At 40.1% G+C, this 20,215-nt stretch carries 13 protein-coding genes; 10 read left to right on the plus strand and 3 right to left on the minus strand.

What is annotated here, in order from left to right; translation table 11 throughout:
* Positions 1-25 precede the first annotated feature (25 nt).
* The 4 genes from HUW48_RS01250 to HUW48_RS01265 all read left to right on the plus strand — a co-directional run bounded on the left by HUW48_RS01250 (position 26) and on the right by HUW48_RS01265 (position 10,443).
* Entirely contained in the window at positions 26-982 is a 957-nt protein-coding gene (locus HUW48_RS01250) for a glycoside hydrolase family 43 protein (RefSeq protein WP_182413947.1), read from the plus strand.
* Between the two features lie 186 nt (positions 983-1,168).
* Entirely contained in the window at positions 1,169-5,302 is a 4,134-nt protein-coding gene (locus HUW48_RS01255; RefSeq protein WP_182413948.1) for a hybrid sensor histidine kinase/response regulator transcription factor, read from the plus strand.
* A gap of 474 nt (positions 5,303-5,776) precedes the next feature.
* Positions 5,777-9,316, plus strand: a complete 3,540-nt coding sequence (locus HUW48_RS01260) for a GEVED domain-containing protein (protein WP_182413949.1) — start codon at positions 5,777-5,779, stop codon at positions 9,314-9,316.
* A 680-nt stretch (positions 9,317-9,996) separates the two neighbouring features.
* Positions 9,997-10,443, plus strand: coding sequence for a hypothetical protein (locus HUW48_RS01265; protein WP_182413950.1), 447 nt, complete (start codon positions 9,997-9,999; stop codon positions 10,441-10,443).
* 202 nt (positions 10,444-10,645) lie between these two features.
* Here HUW48_RS01265 and HUW48_RS01270 read toward each other — a convergent pair whose 3' ends face one another.
* Positions 10,646-11,341, minus strand: coding sequence for a uracil-DNA glycosylase family protein (locus HUW48_RS01270; RefSeq protein WP_182413951.1), 696 nt, complete (start codon positions 11,339-11,341; stop codon positions 10,646-10,648).
* Positions 11,342-11,608: 267 nt separating this feature from the next.
* Between HUW48_RS01270 and HUW48_RS01275 the strand changes: the two genes are divergently transcribed.
* The 3 genes from HUW48_RS01275 to HUW48_RS01285 all read left to right on the plus strand — a co-directional run bounded on the left by HUW48_RS01275 (position 11,609) and on the right by HUW48_RS01285 (position 14,534).
* Positions 11,609-12,058 (plus strand): MarR family winged helix-turn-helix transcriptional regulator, encoded by a 450-nt coding sequence (locus tag HUW48_RS01275; protein WP_246343639.1) that lies wholly within the window; start codon positions 11,609-11,611, stop codon positions 12,056-12,058.
* Positions 12,059-12,124: 66 nt separating this feature from the next.
* Complete coding sequence (locus tag HUW48_RS01280) at positions 12,125-13,231, plus strand: alkene reductase (protein WP_182413952.1); 1,107 nt, start codon at positions 12,125-12,127, stop codon at positions 13,229-13,231.
* Positions 13,232-13,496: 265 nt separating this feature from the next.
* Positions 13,497-14,534: an aldo/keto reductase gene (locus HUW48_RS01285; protein ID WP_182413953.1), complete on the plus strand. Its 1,038-nt coding sequence runs from the start codon at positions 13,497-13,499 to the stop codon at positions 14,532-14,534.
* A 57-nt stretch (positions 14,535-14,591) separates the two neighbouring features.
* Here the strand turns inward: HUW48_RS01285 and HUW48_RS01290 are convergent, their stop codons facing one another.
* Positions 14,592-15,308, minus strand: coding sequence for a 3-ketoacyl-ACP reductase (locus tag HUW48_RS01290; protein ID WP_182413954.1), 717 nt, complete (start codon positions 15,306-15,308; stop codon positions 14,592-14,594).
* 310 nt (positions 15,309-15,618) lie between these two features.
* Here HUW48_RS01290 and HUW48_RS01295 point away from each other — a divergent pair, with 310 nt between their 5' ends.
* Positions 15,619-15,897 carry a SelT/SelW/SelH family protein gene (locus tag HUW48_RS01295; RefSeq protein WP_182413955.1) on the plus strand — a complete coding sequence of 93 codons (279 nt, stop codon included), beginning with the start codon at positions 15,619-15,621 and terminating at the stop codon, positions 15,895-15,897.
* A 154-nt stretch (positions 15,898-16,051) separates the two neighbouring features.
* Here the strand turns inward: HUW48_RS01295 and HUW48_RS01300 are convergent, their stop codons facing one another.
* Positions 16,052-16,525 (minus strand): VOC family protein, encoded by a 474-nt coding sequence (locus tag HUW48_RS01300; RefSeq protein WP_182413956.1) that lies wholly within the window; start codon positions 16,523-16,525, stop codon positions 16,052-16,054.
* A 221-nt stretch (positions 16,526-16,746) separates the two neighbouring features.
* Between HUW48_RS01300 and HUW48_RS01305 the strand changes: the two genes are divergently transcribed.
* Both HUW48_RS01305 and HUW48_RS01310 read left to right on the plus strand, forming a co-directional pair.
* Positions 16,747-17,223: a DinB family protein gene (locus HUW48_RS01305; protein ID WP_182413957.1), complete on the plus strand. Its 477-nt coding sequence runs from the start codon at positions 16,747-16,749 to the stop codon at positions 17,221-17,223.
* A 345-nt stretch (positions 17,224-17,568) separates the two neighbouring features.
* Entirely contained in the window at positions 17,569-20,160 is a 2,592-nt protein-coding gene (locus HUW48_RS01310) for a family 20 glycosylhydrolase (RefSeq protein WP_182413958.1), read from the plus strand.
* Positions 20,161-20,215 lie beyond the last annotated feature (55 nt).

Genomic DNA, 20,215 nt, shown 5'->3' on the forward strand with positions numbered 1-20,215 from the left:
TTCGCCGTTTACCTAAATTTGTTAAATGGCTGCTATTTATAGAACCCGGATAAAAAAACAATTATTAAGTTTTATTTTATTTTTTACTATTCCCTTTTTTGTTCAGGCTCAGGAACTTAGTAAAGATGAAGTTTTACTTTTTTCTTATTTTAAAGGAAACGGCGATGGTTTACACTTCTCCGCCAGTACCGATGGCTTAAACTGGTCTACTTTAAAAAACGATAGTATTTTTCTAAACCCCCAGGTTAGTAAAGATAAGCTTATGCGCGATCCCTGCATTATTAAAGGTCCGGATAATCTGTTTCACATGGTCTGGACGGTGAGCTGGAATGCGAAAGGAATTGGTTACGCCAATTCGCCGGATTTAATTCATTGGTCAAAACAGCAGTACATTCCGGTAATGGAACACGAAGCAGGCGCCCGCAATAGTTGGGCCCCTGAAATCACGTACGATCCCAAACAAAAATTATATCTAATCTACTGGGCAACTACCATTACTGGTTTGTATCCGGAAACGCAATCGAAAGAGGAAAGTGGTTACAACCACCGAATGTATTATACTACGACCTCCGACTTTAAGAAATTTAGCCCCACCAAACTGTTATACGAGCCCGGCTTTAACGTGATTGATGCCACTATTGTCCCTAATCACAACGAGTATTTAATGTTCCTGAAAGACGAAACGCGCGAACCCCCGCAAAAAAACCTTCGGATAGCAACGAGCAAAAAACTGACAGGACCTTATAGTGCCGCCGGACCGCCCATAACTGGTAAATATTGGGCTGAGGGTCCAACTGCCTTAAAGTTGGGCAACAACTGGATTGTGTATTTTGATAAATATACCGAAGGCAAAATGGGTGCTGTTACTTCTCCGGATTTAAAAACCTGGACCGACATTTCAGATAAAATAACTTTTCCGGCAGGCGTGCGACACGGTACTGTGTTTAAAGTTACCCGCCAGGAATATGAAAAATTACAGTAGTTGCTTCTCGTCTTTTTTCTTGAAGGTGCCTGAAATTTAATAAAATCCTAAAATGATATAGCCCGTGCCCGCACTTTCCAAGGGCTAATAACGTTTAACCTTTACTTGCTAATAATAGTTTGGTAAGTGAGTTAATAGTAGCAGGTCCAGACAAACCGCCACTCGAACCTGTATCGTACATGTATAATGAGTTTTAGGATTTTTCTAGCTTTTGTTTTTCTGTTTTTTACTATTTCCCGGCTGTCTGCTCAGCCAGACCAGTATAAGTTTATCCGGATCGATAACGATAAAGGCTTATCTAATAATCAGATTAACTGTATTTTAGAAGATAACCAAGGGTTTATGTGGTTTGGTACTATGACCGGGCTGAACCGCTACGATGGGAATGCTTTTAAAACGTTTCGGCACGATGTCCGGCATGCCACTTCCCTGCGGGATAATTATATAAATGCTATTTATGCCGGGCCGGAAGAAAAATTGTGGGTGGTAACCCGCGGCGGATTAACTATTTACGACCCCTTAACTGAATCTTTTTTCCCGAGTACCACGCGTTGGCTGCAAAAGTACGCTTTGCCCGATTCTGGTATTACCAAGGTAGTAAAAGATAAAATCGGGGATTATTGGTTTGTTCATGCCACAAAGGGCTTATTTAAATATTCTCCCCAAACAAAAGTAACTCAAAACTTAACAGAGAGCTTGCATGCTGGTTCCGTGTCCGATTTTGTTCAGGATAAAAGCAACGATTACTGGCTAATATACCGCGATGGAACGCTGGAAAAAAGAAGTGGAAAAAATTGGCAAGTGCTTTTTCGAAACCGACATTTAGGTCAGCAGCAAGTAGCTAACAGACAAGGTTTTCATCTATTTGCCGATAATAGCAATGATTTGTGGATCTACCAGGAAGATGTACCCGCTGGTATATTTTGTTTCAACTCTACAACTAAAGTATTTCAACATTACCACCGCGACTCCGAAAAATTTAAATTAAATAATGATTTAGTGCGGAGTGTGATTCAGAACTCAGATGGTAAAATATGGGTTGGAACGGATCATGGCGGCGTAAATATTATTGATAAAAAAAATAACACAATAGCGTACCTCTTACAAAATTCCGACGATGAAAGTAGTATCAGCCAGAATAGTATTTATTCTCTGTACCGCAATAAGGCTAATATTATTTGGGTAGGTACTTACAAAAGTGGCCTTAGCTACTATCATCCTAATAATATTAAATTTCCGGTTTACCGTTACCAGGCCACTAACCCTAATAGCTTACCTTACAATGATATAAACCGATTAGTAGAAGATGCACGCGGTAATATTTATATGGGTACGAACGGCGGTGGTTTACTGTATTTCGACCGGAAAAATAACCGTTTTCAACAATTTCAGCACGATCCTAAAAATTCAAACAGTCTGAGTAATAATGTTATTGTAGGTTTATACCTGGATAAAAAGCAGAATTTATGGATTGGAACATACTACGGTGGGTTAGATAAATTTGATGGAAAAACTTTTACCCATTACCAGCACAATCCAAAAGATCCAAACAGCATTTCAGACGACCGAGTGTGGGAAATTTTTGAAGATTCCCGGAATAACTTATGGGTTGGTACTTTAGGCGGAGGGCTGGAATTATTGGATCGAAAAAATGAAACGTTCCGGCATTATCGAATGGGGCAACCTAAATCGGTACATTCTGATTTTATTTCGTCGATAATAGAAGATAAGGCCGGTAATTTATGGATTGGTACTGCTTACGGAGTAGATAAATTAGACCGTAAAACGGGAGAGTTTATTCACTACGTAAACAGTAATCATAGCGCAACAGGTTTAAGTAATAATAATATTATTACGGTTATGGAAGATAGCCGGGGACTTATTTGGATGGGCACCAACGAAGGTTTAAATATTTTTGACAAGAAAAAGAACGCTTTCCGTAGTTTCCGTAAAGAAGACGGCTTACCCGATAATTCTATCCAGGGAATTGTAGAAGATAATCAGCATACTGTTTGGCTAGCCACTCAAAATGGTATTTCAAATGTAACAGTAAAGCAAAACTCTGCGGCAACTAGCTTCACCCTTCATTTTAAAAATTACGATGTGTCAGATGGGTTACAAGAAAAAGCTTTTAATAATAATGCCTTTTTAAAAACCCGGTCCGGCGACTTATTATTTGGGGGCAGTAACGGTTTTAATATTTTTCATCCTGGTAAGCTGGAAGTAAACAAGCGAATTCCGCCGGTGGTGTTAACTGATTTTCAAATTTTTAATCAATTTGTGGAAGCAGGTGATTCGCTTAACGGACGGGTTTTATTAACTAAAAATATTAATGAGGTAAAAGAAATTACGTTGCGTCATCACGAAAACATGTTTTCGATTGCTTTTGCAGCGCTAAATTTCTTGCAACCCGAAAAAAATAAATACGCCTATAAACTGGAAGGGTTTAACGACCAATGGCTTAGTGTAGATAACCAGGTACGCAAAGCTACCTTTACCAATTTAGATCCGGGTACTTATATTTTCCGGGTAAAAGCCTCAAATAACGACGGATTATGGAATGCTACTGGAGCAGCCTTACGGATAACCATTTTACCACCTTTCTGGAAAACTAATTTAGCTTTTGCTTTTTATATTTTATTGTTTCTGGCTGCTTTATGGTTAGCTCGTAAGATAGTGCAGACGCAGGAACGCCTGAAGTATAAATTAGTCCAGGAACGAGAAGAAGCCCAGCGCCGGCAAGAATTAGACACTCTGAAAATTCGCTTCTTTACTAACATTAGTCACGAGTTTCGAACTCCGTTAACTCTGATTCTTTCGCCATTGGAGAAAATGCTAAAAGAAGCTACGGCCGATGGTAACAAGATAACGCAATTAAAATTAATTTACCGCAATGCCCGCCGCTTACTAAATCTGGTAAATCAACTACTCGACTTCCGAAAAATGGAGGTGCAGGAAATTGTTTTACATCCTTCGCAAATAGATGTTATTCCTTTTATCCGCGAAATTGCTTTTTCTTTTTCCGATATCTCCGAAAATAAGAACATTCAGTTTACTTTTCAAACCGGCATGGAACACCTGGTAACTAATATTGACCAGGATAAAATGGAGAAGATCTTGTTTAATTTGCTGTCCAATGCCTTTAAATTTACCCCGGAGGGAGGCAAAGTTTCAGTAGAGGTAAGCGTTGCCGATTTTAATAATGATCCGGATAGAAAGAACCTGGTTATTCAGGTAAAAGATACCGGTATTGGTATTCCGCCGGAAGATCAGGAAAATGTGTTTAAGCGGTTCTTCCAGAGTGATATACCCGGCTCGATGGTAAACCAGGGTAGCGGCATTGGCTTAGCTATTACCAAAGAATTTGTAAAATTACACCAAGGCGAAATTACCATACAAAGTGCTCCCGGGGCAGGTACTTGTTTTACCATTATGCTGCCTGTTGTACAAGAGGTATTTACCCCCGTGAATGGTAATGTAGTAACCAGCGAAATACAGACTTTAACTACTGGTATTTCTGAGGTGAAGGTGAATGGGACTAAAAACTTCGGCAAAAAGCCAGTTATTTTATTAGTAGAAGATAACGAAGATTTTCGGTTTTACCTGAAAGATAACCTGAGTGTTTTTTACCAGGTAGTAGAAGCCGCTAACGGGAAACAAGGCTGGCAGCAAGCCGTTACTTTGGCTCCTGACCTGATAGTAAGCGATATTCTTATGCCCGAGATGGACGGCATTACCTTCAGTCGTAAATTGAAAAAAGATCCGCGTACGGCAGGTATTCCGGTTATTTTATTAACGGCTAACGCTACCGAAGAGCAACGGCTGCTAGGCTATGAAACTGGTGCCAGCGATTATATAACTAAACCTTTTAATTTCGAAATACTACTTTCCCGTATAAAATATTTAATTGCCCAACAAGTGGCGTTCCGTACAGCTTTGCAGCATAAAATGGAGGTAAAGCCACAAGATATTGTTATTACGCCACTCGACGAAAAATTAATTCAGAAAGCCATTGCTTTTACCGAACAAAATATAGCCAACCCTGATTTTTCGGTAGAAGAGCTGAGCCGGGAATTAGGGATGAGCCGGGTTTATTTATACAAGAAGTTGCTGGCTATAACGGGGAAAGCGCCGCTGGAATTTATCCGGACGGTACGCTTAAAACGGGCAGCCCAATTATTAACCGAAAGCCAGCTTACAGTAGCCGAGGTAGCCTATGAAGTAGGTTTTAATAACCCGAAATACTTTACTAAATACTTCAAGCAAGAGTTTAATGAACTGCCTTCGGCGTATGCAACCGGCAAACGTGTGAAAGTATAAGAGTATCAATTACCATTTACCATTTACCAACATGTAATTCTTGCGAAATTACTTTGATGAATGGTAAATAATAACAGGTATTTGGTAAATGGTAAATGGTAATTGGTAATTGGTAATTGAAAATTGGTATTGCGGATGCTGGTTGTAAGGTGTATATTTGAATAAAGCAAATATTCTGCTTATCAAAGTACTTGAGAAGTTATTTCAGTGGAATAGCTTTCGCTCTTCTTACTTAATGTGGTAGTTTATCTGTAGTTAACGTTACTATTTAAGTAATTCTAAATGTTTGCGTTGCTCAGTTGCTGTTAGTTTAAGGCAATTTATTAAGAACATCTGTTAGACCTTAACTACCACTTACCTCATAACTTTTTAATTGTTTGTTGTAGAGGGCTTTCTGCTACTTTTTAAGGGTAGATTTCTTTTATATATTATATTTATGTTTTTTTATATTAAAATTAATTGCTTTAAAACTTTATGACGACTTTTTACAAGCCTTTATTCCTGGTAGTATTCTGTTTATGGGGTACTATTTCCCTCCAGGCTCAAAACAAAAGCTCCATTTATTTAGGCAAAGTTCCGAATGTTGTAGCCGCTTATAAAGCAAACCTAACGAAAACAAACGCTGCAACAAGTACAAGCAATACAAATAAAATTAGTTATATTATTCCAGGACAAGCGCCTTTGGTGCTTACTGTTAAGAATAATAAAAAAGAAGGTGCCCACGAAGTATTTTCCGGCCCGGTAAATAATGGCAAAAACAATTACTTCTTCCTGAAAGCCGAAGGCGCTAAGTTATCGGGTTATGTTATCTTAAAAGATCAGAAAAAAGCCTATGAATACGCTTCCGTATCAAACCAGGTATATCTGAAAGAAGTAAACATTGATAAAGTTCTTTGTTTGGAGTATGAACCCGCCAAGAGTAAAGCCGCTCCAGCCATAAGTTCTACTACCAATCTAGTAGGTGCCGTTCCTGATCTGCAAAGTTTACCGGGCGCTAAGGCCGTAATATATCTCGATTTTGATGGTGAAAAAGTAAAAAGCCTTTACTGGAATGCAGGTAACGTAATTGATGCCAAACCCGCTGATTTATCTGAATCCGAAATTGTAGATGTTTGGAAATTAATAAGCGAAGATTTTCGGCCTTTTGCCGTAAATATTACTACCAGCTTAACTGCTTACCGAAATGCTCCTGCCAACCGCCGGATGCGGGTAATTTTTACGCCTACCGATGATGCTGGTCCCGGTTACGGAGGAATAGCTTACGTAGGTTCATATACCTGGGGCAATGATACGCCTTGCTGGGTATTTAATAGCGGAATAAAAGGTGCCGGCGAAGCTGGTTCGCATGAAGCGGGACACACCTTAGGGTTGAGCCACGATGGCCGCACTTCGCCGTTAGAAGAATATTATGCCGGCCAGGGATCATGGGCTCCTATTATGGGGGTAGGTTATTACGTAGAGCAGGTGCAATGGAGTAGAGGCGAGTACTCAAAAGCTAGTAACACAGAAAATGATCTTACTATAATTACTTCTAAAGATAACGGCATCGGTTTCCGTCCCGATGATTATAGTAATAATAGTACCAACGCCCGCCCGTTAGTAGCCAATAGCTCCGGAGTTATACTAGCTGCCAATAACAAAGGTATTATTACTACCCAAGCAGATATAGATGTTTTTTCTTTTACAGTTGGCAGCGGTGCCATTACGCTTAATGTTAATCCTTCTCCGGATTATCCTAATTTAGATATTTTATCAACTTTAAAAAATAGCGCGGGTACTACGGTTGCTTCTGCCGAATCTGATAACATGTCCGCCTCTTTAACGCCTACTTTAACACCGGGTACGTATTACCTCTACGTAACAGGCGTTAGAGGTAAATTAGGGGCTAATTCCGATTACGGCTCTATGGGAGAATACAGTATTTCGGGTAACTTGCTATCCAGCTATTGTACGCCGCTAGTTACCAAAGGCTGCCGCGATGGCGATTACATTGATAGTTTTAAATTTAACACCTTAACTAACAGTAGCTCGGGTTGTAACGGGCAATCCAATGGCTATATTATTTACCCTGCCACAGGTTCCCTCACCACCACCGTAAATCCTGGCCAAAGCTATACGCTCAGTTTAAAATCAGGGGCAGACTATCCGGAAGGTTTTGGAGTTTGGATTGATTATAACAACAATAATAACTTTAGCGATGCCGGAGAGTTCGTGTATCAATCTCCTACGGCAGTTGTAGGGGAAACATATACCGGTAAAATCACTATTCCAACCAAAATAACTCCGGGTCCGCGAAGAATGCGCGTGCGGGCACAATACAATACCGTAATTGAGGCGGAGCAGTTCTGCGATGCTTTCGAATTTGGTGAAACTGAAGATTATACCATTACCATTGGTCAGCCGGTAGCCCAATCGGGTTGGGATGTAGCTTATGGTGGTTCTGAAACCGAAAGTTTTTCGGAAGTAATTAAAACTACGGATGGTGGCTACTTATTAGGTGGATATTCTGCTTCGGGGCAAACTGGTGATAAAACGCAGGATAGCCGTGGTGCTAACGATTACTGGATAGTGAAAACCGATGCTAATGGTAAAAAAGTTTGGGATAAGCGCTTTGGCGGCAATGGTCACGATTATTTAAATCGGTTGATTCAAACACATGATGGCGGATTTTTACTGGCGGGTAGTTCTTTGTCGGGCATAGGCGGCGACAAGAGCCAGGCCAGCCGGGGCGATCGCGATTACTGGATTGTGAAAATTGCGAGCGATGGGGTAAAACAATGGGATAAACGTTTCGGTGGCAGCGGCTACGATGAGCTACGCAAGGTAGCTCAATTACCATCTGGAGATTATATGTTAGCTGGTACCAGCGATTCGCCGGCCGGCGGCGATAAGAGCCAGGGTAGCCAGGGCGGACGCGATTATTGGTTAGTAAAGCTGAACAATGATGGTACTAAAATTTGGGACAAACGCTACGGCGGTAATTTAGCCGATAATCTGGAGAACTTCCTTCTCACTAATGATGGTGGCTTCTTACTAGGAGGAGCATCCACTTCGGGGCAAACCGGTAATAAGAGCCAATCAAGCCAAGGTGGTGAGGACTTCTGGCTGGTGCGCACCGATGCTAATGGTAATCAGCTTTGGGATCAGCGGTTCGGTGGTAGCCGCGACGATCATCTTTTCTCGATGGGGCGTTTATCTACCGGGGAGTTTTTTGTAGCTGGTTGCAGTTCTTCGGGTAAGGAAGGCGATAAAAGCCAGGCTAGTCAGGGCGCAAAAGATTTCTGGATGCTTAAAATAAGCAGCAGCGGTGCTAAAATTTGGGATAAGCGCTTTGGCGGGAGCAACGACGATGAATTACGCTCTATTATTCGTACCGCGGATGGCGGGTTCTTATTAGCCGGTAAATCTGCTTCGGGCGTGAGTGGCGATAAAAGCCAGGATAGTCAAGGAGGTGCCGATTACTGGATAGTGAAATTAGCAAGTAATGGTAGTAAGCAATGGGATCGTCGACTTGGTGGGCGCGGAGCTGAAGAACTACGCAATGTACTTATTGCCGCAGATGGTAGCTATGTATTAGGCGGACGTTCAGAATCGGGCTTAACAGGCGACCGGACCCAAAATAACCTCGGTGGTAGCGATTATTGGCTGATTAAAATAGAAGATACTTCTGTTGCGGGTTCCTTAGCGGTAGCAAACAACCAGGTTACTGCTGCTACCCGGTTGGCTACTCCACTAGAAGCTAATAATCAATTAATTAATTTAACAGCTTACCCTAACCCATTTGCGGATAAAATGACTTTGAGCTTTACTTTAGCAAAAACTCAAACAGTGCACGTGCAAATTTATAACGGTCAGGGACAAGTAGTAAAAACCCTCTACCGCGGCGAACTACAAGCAGCAAAGCACAATAGGTTCACTTGGCAGCCTTCCCAACCTTTAAAAGCCGGTATTTATTTTGTGCGGGTAGCTACGTCTACAAAAAGTTTCCAGCAAAAAGTATTGCTACAGCAATAATATTTAAATAAAAATTCCCACCATTGCATAACCTTGCCGGTGAATATTTAAGTTTATTTAAATATTCACCGGCAAGGTTATGCCTAATGCTTTAAGTTATACTAAATTGTATCAAAAAGTTATCTTGGATTTTGCTTGCTAGTAAGCGTTTTTTTGAAGCCTTTTTCAAGTCTCCAAAGAACAACATCAAAGTCTGCTTTAGCAACTACTTCTTACTATTGGTTATAAATTTTTATTTATATTGGTAGAATAGAAAATTGCAGGAAAATAGTACATCTCTTACGCTAGTTTCTCAGCTACATACCTGCTGTTCCTGTAACATTATTAAAGCTTTAGCTTTTTAGTAATAGAGCCAGCATAAGGCATAATAAAAGTAAATGCTCTTACTAACTTTAACCTCTCTTTAATTTTAAATACAATGAATTTTATAGTTATTGCATTATGATGTTGATTATTTAGATTTTATAAAGAAAATGAACGTATTTTAGTGTCAAAATAGAACTATATATTTAAAAACATAGTAAATACACTAAATCTACAATTAATGGATATTGGTTTAAATTAATTTTATATAGTATATACTGTATTTAAGTTAAAAAATTTCATTTAATAGTAATGAATTGACTTTTTAAATTTTATCCAATACCTTACTAAAATATCTACGCTCTAAATCTATACTTATGGTTGTTTTATTAGATACTATTCGTGGTAGTACCGCTGCTATATCTCAGGAATTATTGTACAGTTCCGATTCTATTAAAATTTGGTATGAGCCTGATGAACAGTGGCTTTATACAGAATGGACAGGCTCTTTGAACTTGCATACTGTTCAGCAGAACGGCCAGAAAGTTTTGCAGTTTCTCAAAGAAAAGCAATGCACTAAAATTTTAAATAACAATCAGCAGGTGCAAGGTCCTTGGTTAGATGCTTGTTCGTATGCAGCCGAAGAATCATTGCCGCAATTAATTGAAGCTGGTTTGCAGTATTTGGCCTGGGTGCAATCACCTAATCCTTACAGCCAGTACTCTATGGAGCAAACCCTAGAAGCTACGAGTTTATCTATTAAAAACCGAATTAATGTTTTTTACTCCCTGCCTGTTGCAAAAGAATGGCTCAGAAATGTTTAAAATTTAATGTATGTGAATAGCGGATTGTTACAATTAAATTTTACTAATACTAAAAAAGGCCTGTAATCAATTACAGGCCTTTTTTAGTATTAGTAAAATTTAATTGTATTTAGGTTATCCAGTCATAAACTATTGTAGTTGGCCCTTATTTACCTTATACTTATAGTACAAAATTTACTTTAAACAATTAAGCAATTTTGATTTAACCTGCCTGACGAAAAGCGGATAAATATTTTTCAATGTAAAATTGTTTGTATTTTGCTTTGTATTGCATCACAAATCGGGGATGTTCGAGCGGCATTATTGTTTCAAAAAAATGATATTTCTGATTTAACTGCCGAAGAAATTTCTCGTTTTTACCGGTACCAAAGCAAAAGCATATATCGGTATTTATACCCAAATCTATTTGCTTTTGAATATTCTGTACAATAAACTCGTAAACGGCCTCGGTAAGTTCTGGATTATCGTAATAATTATAATTTACTTCAGTACCATTTTTACCTGGCGCCGTAAAGCCAAGCGGGCAAATAGAATTAATATAAAATTTTTGATAAAAGGCAGTTGGTCCACCATAAGCCTGAATAACGTCGTAAACAAAAACCGATGAGGGCTCGTGCGTTTCTTTGCCAAAGTAAGGAATACCGCATTCGAGTTTTAACCTTTTCGAATCCGTAAACGGAACGCCTGTAACACCACCGCCAAACCTGCCGGGGTTTATGCCTAAAATCATGTGCCGCGCATGCCTATCGTTATAAAACTTATGATAAAACGACGACACTATCGGCATAATATTCTGATCTTCTTTAAATGGGTTTAGAATACGAATACCAAGCGGTAGTGGATCTGTAAAATCTAATGTAGCGTTAAATTGAATTACTTTATCGGCGAATGTTGTCATGCAAAATTTTACTAGCAAAAGCTTTTATCTTTCTTTTAAAAACAATACTGTTAGCAATTAATTCCTGATTAAAACCTAAACGTACCCGAGGGTTCCTGCAATCTAAATGGGGATAAAATTAAAAATGCTTGCCTAAAAGGAAATCAGTATTTTAATTTAACACTTCTAACAAAGAAATCTAACTAAATTTGAAACAATGTAAATACAACTATTGTATATACAAATATCATTAATACTTTTGACACGAAATTAAGAATAAGGCTAATTGTGAAACTCGAGGAGGAAATTAAACAAAAAAGTTTTAAGTCGCCGCATCACCGGATGATGGTAAACATCATGTTTACGGGAAATTTCCTGCAAAAGCGTTTACTATGCATGATGCGTTCCTTTGGAGTCTCGCCGCAGCAGCACAACGTTTTAAGTATTCTGCGTGGGCAACATCCTAATCCTTGTTCATTGGGCGATATTCAAGAACGAATGCTGGACCGGATGAGTAATGCTACCCGTTTAGTAGATAAATTACTGGAAAAAGGTTTGGCGGAGCGTTGTCAGTGTACGGCAAACCGTCGGAAAATAGATATTACCATTACCGAGACAGGATTAGCATTACTCAAACAAATTGAAGAAAAGGTACCTCCTTTTGAAGAATTATTTCCGGCAATTACCCCAGAAGAAGCTTCTATCTTGGGTCAATTATTAGATAAAGTCAGGGAATAAAAAAATTTTGCTTTAACAGTTGTATATACAAATAATGTAGTAATTGATAATTAGAATAAAATTAAAATGGAAAAACAACCGCTTTTAACTTCATATCAGTTAGGTTCTCTAACTTTAAAAAACCGGGTAGTAATGGCTCCCATGACTCGCAGTAGGGCCGATAACCCCGAAAACGCAGCCACAGCCTTAGCCGCTCAGTATTATGCTCAACGTGCTTCTGCAGGTTTAATTATTTCCGAAGGAACTCAGGTTAGTCCGCAAGGGGTGGGTTATATAAATACGCCGGGTATTTATTCCGAAGCTCAGGTAAAAGGCTGGCAGCAGGTAACCGAAGCCGTACACGCAAAAGATGGGAAGATATTTGCCCAGTTATGGCACGTAGGTCGTATCTCACATCCGGATTTTCATAACGGCGAATTGCCCGTAGCTCCTTCGGCCATTAACCCGAACGATAAGTCGTTTACTCCTCTAGGTTTTAAAGATACCGTTACCCCGCGCGCCCTGGAAACGCACGAAGTTCAAGCTATTGTGCAGGACTTTAAAAAGGCGGCCGCTAATGCTTTAAAAGCTGGTTTTGATGGGGTAGAACTACACGCCAGCAACGGATATTTAATTCAGCAGTTTTTTAATAAAGTATCTAACCAGCGTACCGAACAATACGGAGGTTCTATCGAAAATCGCGCTCGTTTTCTGTTCGAAATCTTAGATGCTTTAAAAGAAGTAATTGATCTCAACCTCGTGGGTGTACGACTAAATCCTTCGTTACATGGTTTAAGCGGAATTACCGTAGATGAGGAAACCATTCCAACTTTCGAGTACATTGTAAAACGTTTAAACGAGTATAATCTGGCTTACCTACATTTATCAGAGCCTTTTGTGCCCGTAGATAATGTACCCCATGCAGTAGCCGAAGTGGCTAAACACTTCCGTCCGTTATATACTGGCACTTTAATTATTAACAAAGGATTTAGCCAGGAAACAGGCAACCAAATAATTACGGAAGGTTTAGCAGACCTAGTGTCTTTTGGCGTACCATTTATTTCTAATCCTGATTTGCCCGAGCGTTTTGCGCAAAAAGCCGAGTTATCTGCTCCAGATAAAAATACTTTTTATACGGGCGGAGCGAAAGGATACGTAGATTATCCTGCTTTGGCTGAGATAGAAGCTTCGTAGTTTTAATTTTTTCTTTGTTTTTGTTCCAAGCCGGCCGGATTCTTCCGCCGGCTTTTTTATTAAACTTGAATTAAGCCTTGTATGAAAACATTTACTGTCGAAAAAGCTTACTATTTTAGTAAATCCATATAAAAACAGGTAGTTTTTATATGGATTTATCCTATTTTGCTAAACAAATATTTATAAAAAGTAAATAGGTAAAAATTTGCCTTGCTACCCACGTATGTTCCATATTTGTTTTAATCTACTTAAAAACCTATAAGCTATGAAATACAATTTATTAGGTAATACCGGAGTGTTGGTTTCGGAACTTTGCTTTGGTACGATGACATTTGGTGGACAGGGTTATTGGGAAGCCATCGGGAGGCAAACCCAGGACGAAGCGAACGCCTTGCTTAAAACGGCGGTAGATGCGGGTATTAACTTTATTGATACGGCCAACGTGTATTCGTACGGACAATCAGAGCAAATACTGGGGCAAGGGCTCAAACAAGCCGGACTTTCCCGTAATGAATTATTTATTGCTACTAAAGTTCGTGGCCGCATGAGTGCCGGCGTAAATCAAGTAGGCTTATCGCGTTATCACATTTTTCAATCGGTAGAAGAAAGTTTGCAGCGGCTACAGATGGACCATGTAGATTTACTTTATGTGCACGGCGTAGATGCGGCAACCTCGGTAGAGCAGGTAGTACATAGCTTGCACGATTTAGTAACCAGCGGCAAAGTGCGTTACATTGGGGTGTGTAATTGGCCAGCCTGGATGGTAATGAAAGCATTGAGTATTGCCAAGCAGCACGGCTGGCACGAGTTTGTAGCAATGCAATATTTTTATGCCGTAGCTAACCGCGATGTGGAGCAAGAATTATTGCCTTTAGCCCTGGATCAGCATTTAGGATTTATGCCCTGGAGTCCGTTGGCCGGAGGCTTCTTATCGGGTAAGTTTACTCGTAATCAAACCAATACCGGTGGCCAATCGCGGCGCGATAGCTTTGATTTTCCGGTGATAGATAAAGAAAAAGCTTACGATATTATTGATGTATTAATACGACTAAGTGAAAATTATAATGTATCGGCAGCCGAAGTAGCATTAGCCTGGGTGCGGCAACAAAAAGGTATTACCAGTACTATTATTGGGGCCAAAACACCGGAACAACTTACGTCTAATATTCACTCTACAACTTTTGATTTATCAGCAGCCATTCTGGAAGAGTTAAATACTGTAAGTCAGCCGGAGAAAAGATATCCAGGTTGGATGGTAGAACGGCAAATGGGCGACCGGTTACCAGTAGCGGATAAAAAATAATTAATTGTATAAAAATAAAAGCGGCTCAGAAAATTCTCTGAGCCGCTTTTATTTTGCTTAAGGATTAGTTGACCACATGCCGGCTTCTTTAATAAATACCCGGCGGTTTAATTTAAGCTGGGCAATTATTAATTCAGCTAAATCTTCGGGCTGCATTACTTTTTCCGGATTGCCATCGGTAAGTTTGTTGGCAATGGCCAGGTCAGTGGCTACAGTGCTGGGCGTTAAAGCGCTTACCCGAATATTGTGTTTGCGCACTTCCTGCATTAACGATTCGGTTAAACCCATTACGGCAAACTTAGAAGCACTGTAAGCACTGGTAACGGCCGCGCCCCGCTGACCCGCCGTAGAAGAAATATTAATAATATCGCCGGTTTGGCGTTCTATCATATCCGGTAAAACGGCGCGAGTCATATAATATACCCCCATTAAGTTAACCTGAATAATTTTTCCCCACTCGGCTGGTTCCAATTCCAGAAATTTACCAAAAGTACCCGTACCAGCATTATTAATTAAAATATCAACGGGGCCCAGTACTTTTTTAATTTGAACGGCCGCCGCATTTACAGCATTTATATCCGCTATATCGGCGGTTACTACCGAAGTTTTAACCCCAAGACCTTGAATAGCATTGGCTGTATCTTGTAGTTGGCTGGAAGTACGAGCCAGTAAGCCCACGTGTACACCTTCTTTTGCTAAAGCAATAGCTATTGCCCGGCCAATACCTTTTCCGGCTCCGGTAACCAGGGCAACTTTGCCTTTTAATGATTCCATATTTACTTTATTTAGTAAGTAGTTATAATTCAAAATTTATAATGGCAAATATACCGTGTTTGAAAATAACCTGTGTGCTTGAGTTATGTTTCAATTATAAGACACAAGTATCCGGATATTAGATGTTAGACTTTGGTGTAATCAAGCATGTGAATATCAATGGTATATTACAGTAATCTCGACACCTGATATATTGAATTAATTTTTGCCAGTTACTAGAATTATCAAAATTATCAACCACTAAAATTTTACACTCTTTAAAAGCACCATAACGTATAAAGTTCTAATTAAAAAGCTTACGAATTATAATATGCCAACCCCTCGTCTGGAAATTAACTATTGTACGCAATGCCGTTGGCTTTTACGGGCCGCCTGGCTGGCGCAAGAAGTATTAACTACCTTTGAGTTAGAAATGGGTGAAGTTGCTTTAATACCTGGAACGGGTGGAGTATTAGATATCCGTTTAAATGGAGAATTAATCTTTTCTAGGAAAGAAGCCGGGCGGTTTCCGGAAGCAAAGGAATTAAAACAACTTATTCGGGATATAATTGCTCCCGATAAGCCATTGGGCCACAGTGATCGCAAGTAAAACGTGAACCAGCCAGATTAAGCGTGTTTCTTCTCCTGTCTAGCTTGAAAAAAGTAAATAATTTTGACAGTTTCTGCCGGGAGAAGTCACCTGTTTAAAAAAAGTAACTTTTACCGGTAGAAACTGCCAATAAGATTGGTTCTATAAATGAATTTTATTCTTTGGCATCGTTTACTTCAATCCAATGGCCATCCGGGTCCTGAAAATAAACTTGTTTTACGCCATCGGTACGTAAAGTGTATTCTTGCGGTGCTCCGGTCCAACTCTCAAACTTAATGTTTTCTTTTTTAAGGCGGCTAATAAAATCTTCGACCGAGGCAACGCTAAAGCACAAATGCTCACTTTTATCGTAAAGGGTTTCGTGCGGCTTACCCTGTATTAAATGCAAATGCGACTTTTCGCCCACGCTAAACCAGGTGTGCAAGCCATCTTTAAACGGCTCGGGTATTTTTTTTAACTGCAAAAAGTTTTCGTAGAAAGTAGTGGTAGTTTGCAGGTCTTTTACGTGCAGGGCCACGTGGTTGAGCCAGGTAAGCGGTTGTGCCTTAGTTGCCTTGGTTTGAGCATTTGTAGTTAAAGTTGTTAAACTTAAAATGCTGGCGAAACAAAAGAAAAATAAATATTTCATATTAGCTGTTATAAAAATAGGGTAGAAGGCGAAGATAAAAACTATCCTGCAAATAATTTAACTATCCTTACGCAATCTTCAACTTTATTAAGTTTAGTGCTTTATCCCGAGTTCTGTTTTATTTATACTAAAGATTTGTAACTTAGCGTTAAGAAATATGTTCAACTAAAACACTGGTAAGTACAAACTTTAATTATTCTGCCTCTGAATTTTCCCCAAAAATGGACCTTTTAAAGCAGCAGTATAAATTAATGCAAAGTGCCCGTGCCGCGTTGTTTAGCTACGGCGATACGTTTACTTTAGCGCACTTTACCGAGGATTTGCCAATGTTTGGTGGTAACAGTATTCGAAGTTTATGGGTGCATACAGCTAACACCTATCAGTTTTGGTTAGGTAATTTTGCTCAACAGCAGGAATTCCCTTTTATTAAACCACTTTTTGTAGCAAACCTGAACGAAGTACGCCGGGTTTTTCAGGAAGTAAATAGTTTAACCGAACAGTTTTTGCAACATTTTGAGGAGAAATGGTCAGAACCAATTACCGGTGAAATACCTTGGCGAAAAATAAACATGCAAGTAACTCCGCTTGCGCTTTTTACGCATGTAATTACGCACGAGTGCCACCACAAAGGGCAAATAGTTTCTATGAGCCGGCAATTAGGGTATACGCCACCCGATACTGACTTGCTCCGGTTTTAAGGTAACTTTTAAATGCAATAAAAGTTAAAGAATAAAAAAGTAGTCTTATAAATTTTAAACTTTATAATCATGGGAAAAGCACAAGACGCCAAAAAGGAACAAAAGAAAAAACCTACTAAAACGGACAAAGAAAAGCGCGCCGAAAAGCAAGAAAAGAAGAACAAACCTAAATATGATTAATTGGTAAACTTACCTAATAATACCCGTAAGCCAGTTATGGAAAAGGAGTTGGCTTTTTATTTAAATTCAGAAAAGTCCTACCTGTACCCAATTGGTAGGACTTTTACTTTTATAGAGGTAAAATTTTATAATTTTGCCTCTTCGTTCAGTATATAGTTTTGCGAAATGTTTTTATTGATAAACCAGCGGATAAAATTTTTGTTAGTTGTGCTGGCGGCTATACTTAGTGTTTCTGTAACTGCCTGGAGCCAGGCGCCGGCTTTTGATGCCAAAAAACTTTTGGTTAGCTGGGAAGTAAACGAAAATAACTACCAAAATAAAGCTCAGTTTTTATCCACGATAATTTTAAACAACGGGGCACCGCAAGCATTACCAACAAGCGGCTGGAAAATTTACTTTAATTATAACCGCTCTATTATTTCAGGATCGGTGCGGGGAGCCGTTACGCTGCAGCACCTAAACGGCGATTTATTTCAAATAACACCAAAGGCAGATTTTAAAAGAATGTCTTCGGGTGCAATTGCCCGTATTTCTTTCGTTACAACCGGTGCCGCCCTAAACATTACGGATGCGCCCTCGGGATTTTACCTGGTCTGGGATAAAAGCCCTAACCAAGGTTTAGCGTTAAGCCCCGTCAAGGTAAAAGTACCTACTGCTACTAAACCCAGCACTGTGCCGGGTAGCCCGGCTATTACTTTAATTAATCCCGAAGCATTATATCAGCAAAATAAACCTACCCCCGATATTGCCGCCGAAAAATTACCAAAAATATTTCCTACGCCCGCTAATTACCGGGAAACGGAAGCGTCTTTTGCCTTAACTGCCGATATTCCGATTATAACTGCCACCGATTATTATCCGGAGGCAGAAATGTTGGCGGAAGACCTGGCCGCTATTTTCGGAAAGAAAACAGAATTTAAGAACACTGGTTCCGGCAAAGCAATCCGGTTGGTGAAGAAAGAAGATCTGGCTCCCGAAGCGTATGATCTGCGGGTTACTTCACAGGAAATTGTAATAAACGCGTCTACTCCAGCGGGTATGTTTTACGGCATGCAATCTTTAAAAACCTTGCTGCCGGCTAATGCCTGGGAATTAAGACCAAAGAGCGTAACTATTCCCGGCGTAGAAGTATCGGATTACCCGCGCTTCGACCACCGGGCGGTAATGTTGGACGTTGCCCGAAATTTTCAGTCGAAAAAACAGGTGCTTAAGTTGCTCGATTTAATGGCTTTGTATAAACTAAACGTGCTGCATTTCCATTTTAACGACGATGAAGGCTGGCGCGTGGAAATTGTACCTTTACCTGAATTAACCGAAATTGGCGGAAAGCGGGCGCATACTTTAGATAGCCGCAATAACCTGCCGCCTTCGTATGGGTCCGGACCAATAGCGAATAATCTTCCTGGTTCGGGATATTACACCCGTTCCGATTTTATTCAAATTTTAAAGTATGCCCGCGACCGTAACATAAAAGTAATTCCGGAAATTGAAACGCCTGGTCATGCCCGGGCCGCAATTAAAGCCATGGATATTCGATATTCCCGGTTAATGGCCGCAGGCAAGAAAGAAGATGCCGAAAGATACCTGTTGCGCGACTTAAATGATAAATCAGAATACCAGTCGGTGCAAAACTGGAACGACAACGTGATAAATGTGGCCTTGCCTTCAGTCTATAACTTCTTGGAAAAAGTAGTAGATGAGGTGCGGGATATGTACCAGGAAGCAGGCGCTCCGCTGCAAACCATTCATTTTGGGGGCGACGAAGTTCCGACCGGCGTTTGGGTGAAATCGCCGGTAGTACAAAAGCTGTTGCAGGAAGATGAACGCTTTACCTCGGTAGATGATATGTGGTATTATTATTTCCGGAAAGTAAACGAAATACTAAAAATCCGCAATTTGTACTTATCGGGTTGGGAAGAAGTAGCCATGCGTAAAACTGAAATCGAAGGGCAAAAACATTATATTCCTAATCCTGATTTTGTAAACGAAAACATTCACGTAGATGTCTGGAATAATACTCTGGGAGGAGGCTCGGAAGATTTAGCTTATCGGTTGGCCAATGCCGGTTATAAAGTTATCTTATCTAACGTGACGAATCAGTACTTTGATATGGCTTATAATAGCACGTTTGAAGAACCAGGTTTTTACTGGGGCAGCTTCGTAGACGTAGACAAGCCTTTTTACTTTATTCCGTACAATTATTATAAAAATACTAAAAAAGATAAGTTCGGAAATCCTTTGCCTAAATCGGTTTTTGCAGGGAAAGAACGACTCACGGATTTTGGTAAAAATAATATTGTAGGCATTCAGGGTTTGCTTTGGGCCGAAACCATTATTACTCCGGAACGAATGGAATACATGATTCTGCCCAAACTATTAGGTTTGGCAGAACGTGCCTGGTCACCCGATCCGGATTGGGCAGTAGAAAAAGACACGGTAAAAAGTGAGGCTTTGTATCAGCAGGCCTGGGCGCGGTTTGCTAATATTTTGGGTAAACGTGAGCTTCCCCGCTTGGATTATTACAGTGGTGGGTACCAATACCGCCTACCTCCGGTAGGGGCAGTGGTACAAAACGGTCAGGTAAGTGCCAATATACAACTTCCGGGCTTAACCATTCGGTACACTACCGATGGTACCGATCCTACCTTCCGAAGCCGGATTTACCGGGAACCTATCACCGAAACCGGAACTGTAAAACTGCGTGCTGTTAGCCGCACCGGCCGGGGAGGGAAAGTAGTAACCTTGGAAAATAAATAAAATATTAGTAAACGACCCTTACGTATTTCCCTGCTCTCTGTATTAGCGAAATGCG

Origin of the sequence: Adhaeribacter radiodurans, from assembly GCF_014075995.1 — a bacterium.
In the GTDB taxonomy this organism is placed as follows: Bacteria; Bacteroidota; Bacteroidia; order Cytophagales; family Hymenobacteraceae; genus Adhaeribacter; species Adhaeribacter radiodurans.

Coding starts and splice junctions, on each gene's coding strand:
- HUW48_RS01250 (WP_182413947.1), top strand. CDS start 26: ATGGCTGCTATTTATAGAACCCGGATAAAAAAACAATTATTAAGTTTT.
- HUW48_RS01255 (WP_182413948.1), top strand. CDS start 1,169: ATGAGTTTTAGGATTTTTCTAGCTTTTGTTTTTCTGTTTTTTACTATT.
- HUW48_RS01260 (WP_182413949.1), top strand. CDS start 5,777: ATGACGACTTTTTACAAGCCTTTATTCCTGGTAGTATTCTGTTTATGG.
- HUW48_RS01265 (WP_182413950.1), top strand. CDS start 9,997: ATGGTTGTTTTATTAGATACTATTCGTGGTAGTACCGCTGCTATATCT.
- HUW48_RS01270 (WP_182413951.1), bottom strand. CDS start 11,341: ATGACAACATTCGCCGATAAAGTAATTCAATTTAACGCTACATTAGAT.
- HUW48_RS01280 (WP_182413952.1), top strand. CDS start 12,125: ATGGAAAAACAACCGCTTTTAACTTCATATCAGTTAGGTTCTCTAACT.
- HUW48_RS01285 (WP_182413953.1), top strand. CDS start 13,497: ATGAAATACAATTTATTAGGTAATACCGGAGTGTTGGTTTCGGAACTT.
- HUW48_RS01290 (WP_182413954.1), bottom strand. CDS start 15,308: ATGGAATCATTAAAAGGCAAAGTTGCCCTGGTTACCGGAGCCGGAAAA.
- HUW48_RS01295 (WP_182413955.1), top strand. CDS start 15,619: ATGCCAACCCCTCGTCTGGAAATTAACTATTGTACGCAATGCCGTTGG.
- HUW48_RS01300 (WP_182413956.1), bottom strand. CDS start 16,525: ATGAAATATTTATTTTTCTTTTGTTTCGCCAGCATTTTAAGTTTAACA.
- HUW48_RS01305 (WP_182413957.1), top strand. CDS start 16,747: ATGGACCTTTTAAAGCAGCAGTATAAATTAATGCAAAGTGCCCGTGCC.
- HUW48_RS01310 (WP_182413958.1), top strand. CDS start 17,569: ATGTTTTTATTGATAAACCAGCGGATAAAATTTTTGTTAGTTGTGCTG.